The organism is Armatimonas sp., from assembly GCF_043760365.1.
GTDB lineage: Bacteria > Armatimonadota > Armatimonadia > Armatimonadales > Armatimonadaceae > Armatimonas.
Genome location: NZ_JAYUPA010000397.1, coordinates 1 through 1,790 on the forward strand (window position 1 = coordinate 1; position 1,790 = coordinate 1,790).

General features: G+C 58.7%; 2 protein-coding genes. Both read left to right on the forward strand.

Going from position 1 to position 1,790, the window contains the following annotated elements:
- The first annotated feature begins 221 nt into the window (after positions 1–221).
- On the forward strand, positions 222–851 hold the full coding sequence (locus ACH2EH_RS09460) for a hypothetical protein (RefSeq protein WP_395141087.1): 630 nt from the start codon (positions 222–224) through the stop codon (positions 849–851).
- 71 nt (positions 852–922) lie between these two features.
- Positions 923–1,790: histidine kinase N-terminal 7TM domain-containing protein (locus ACH2EH_RS09465; RefSeq protein WP_395141089.1), on the forward strand; the 868-nt coding region annotated here is incomplete at its 3' end.

A 1,790-nucleotide genomic window follows, 5' to 3' on the forward strand; every position in this document is an offset into this window, starting at 1 on the left:
GGCGGCGTAGTAGGTGCGGTCCATCCCGGCTTTAAGGGCGAAGCGCTCCTGAGAGAATCCCGTGCCCTCGCGGTGCATTCGGATCTGTTTGCCGATGGCTTGAAGGACAGGGTCTCTCTCGTTTGGTTCTTTTCTTTTTGGCACAGAGTTACAGTATGCAGTAGCGGCCTTTGAAGCAACGGTATACTAGTAAACGGACTATTGGCAACATATCCTGAAGCATGAGAGAAGGTGACCCGGTGGCGAGGCGAAGCACGTTCGAGATACCAGAGACTGCATTTGAGATAAGGGCAACGGAAGCGGAAGCGGTTATTTGTCTCTTCGAGGAGATTGCAGCGGATGAGGGCTGGCAGCCGGGCGATCAGATTCGTGCTCATGCTGCTCGTTCCGTTTATTTCGGGGTGTGGGTGGGGGACGTTCTCGTGGGTGGGCTCCAGCTCATCACGTCTGACGAAGCGGGTGAAGTGCCAACGCATCTGGTTTGGCCGGAACTACCGGTTGTGGATAGAGCCTCAGGAGTGCTCCATGCGGCGATTCTGGCGGTGCTACCTGAGTATCGGGGCAAGGATAGTGGCGCGGCATTCTGGCAGCTTGGCTCGGCTCTCTGGCGCTACTGCGTAGAGAACCAGGTAAAGACCATCTGGCTGGAGGCGACTCCCAAGATGCTCCGCGCCTACCGCCTTCTGGGCTGGCCGCTGGTGGTGATCGGGGAGCTGCGGCAGCACTGGGGTGAGCCCTGCTACCCCAGTAGCCTCTCGGTGCGTGAGGTCGCTGGCTCCCTTGCCGAGCGCGCCCTTATCTCGAAAACCTACCGAGGGATATTTGACTACATGCTCGCACCAGCACATTGACCTTCCCGCAATGCTTGACGCGGCGCGTTTGGATAGCGACGATGGAGACATCCTATCCCTAGCTGACTGTCATGAACCCCTTGCTTATCTTGACCCTGTACGGCCTCGCGGGACTGCTTCTCGCCAGTGCCTCTCTGTATCTCTGGATTCGTGAGCGCAACTCTGCGGCGGCCCGCTGGTTCGTGGGCACCTGTGTCTCCCTCTTAGGCTGGACAGCGACTCTCTATGTCTTTCAGCACGCCACGATACCGGAGCAGGTACTTCTGGTGGGTCGGCTCAACTTCGCTGCGGCAAGCCTTGCTGTCTACGCGGTCTATCGGCTCGTTCGCGCAGTGGCAGACCTACCGATTCGTAGGATGGATCAAAGTCTGGGCTGGGTGACGCTCCTAGTGGCTCTGGTGAGTACCCTGACGCCTTGGATTGATGAGGCGGAGCGGGTAAGCGAGGCAGCGATACAGACGCATCAGACAGTCTACGGCCCCTTGTTTTCCCTCTACGCGCTCCACTTGGTTGGTCTGCTGGGCGGTGCAATCCTTCTTGCGTTTCGTGAGCGCAGGGCTGGAAGCCACCCGCAGCATGTTCGGGATCAGCTCCTTCTCCTGGGGGTAGGTATTCTGGCGACAGGTGCGATCTCGATAGTCACGAATGTGCTCATTCCCTACACGCAGGGAGATTTCCGCTGGATCGATGTAGGTCCGCTCTCAACACTGCTTCTTCTGCTGGCAGTCGGCTATGCGGTGGTGCATCACCAGCTCTTCGACATCAAGGTGCTGATTCGCCGGACACTTGTGCTGGGTATGGCGCTCTCCCTGGTTCTTGCTGCCTACAGCGCCCTAGTACTACTGGCCACCGACCAGTTCGCAAAGGCGGAGTCGGGTGGGGTGACGCGCTTTGGAGTGCTCGTGCTTGCCTTCTCCTTCGATCCTATCCGCCGCTTCC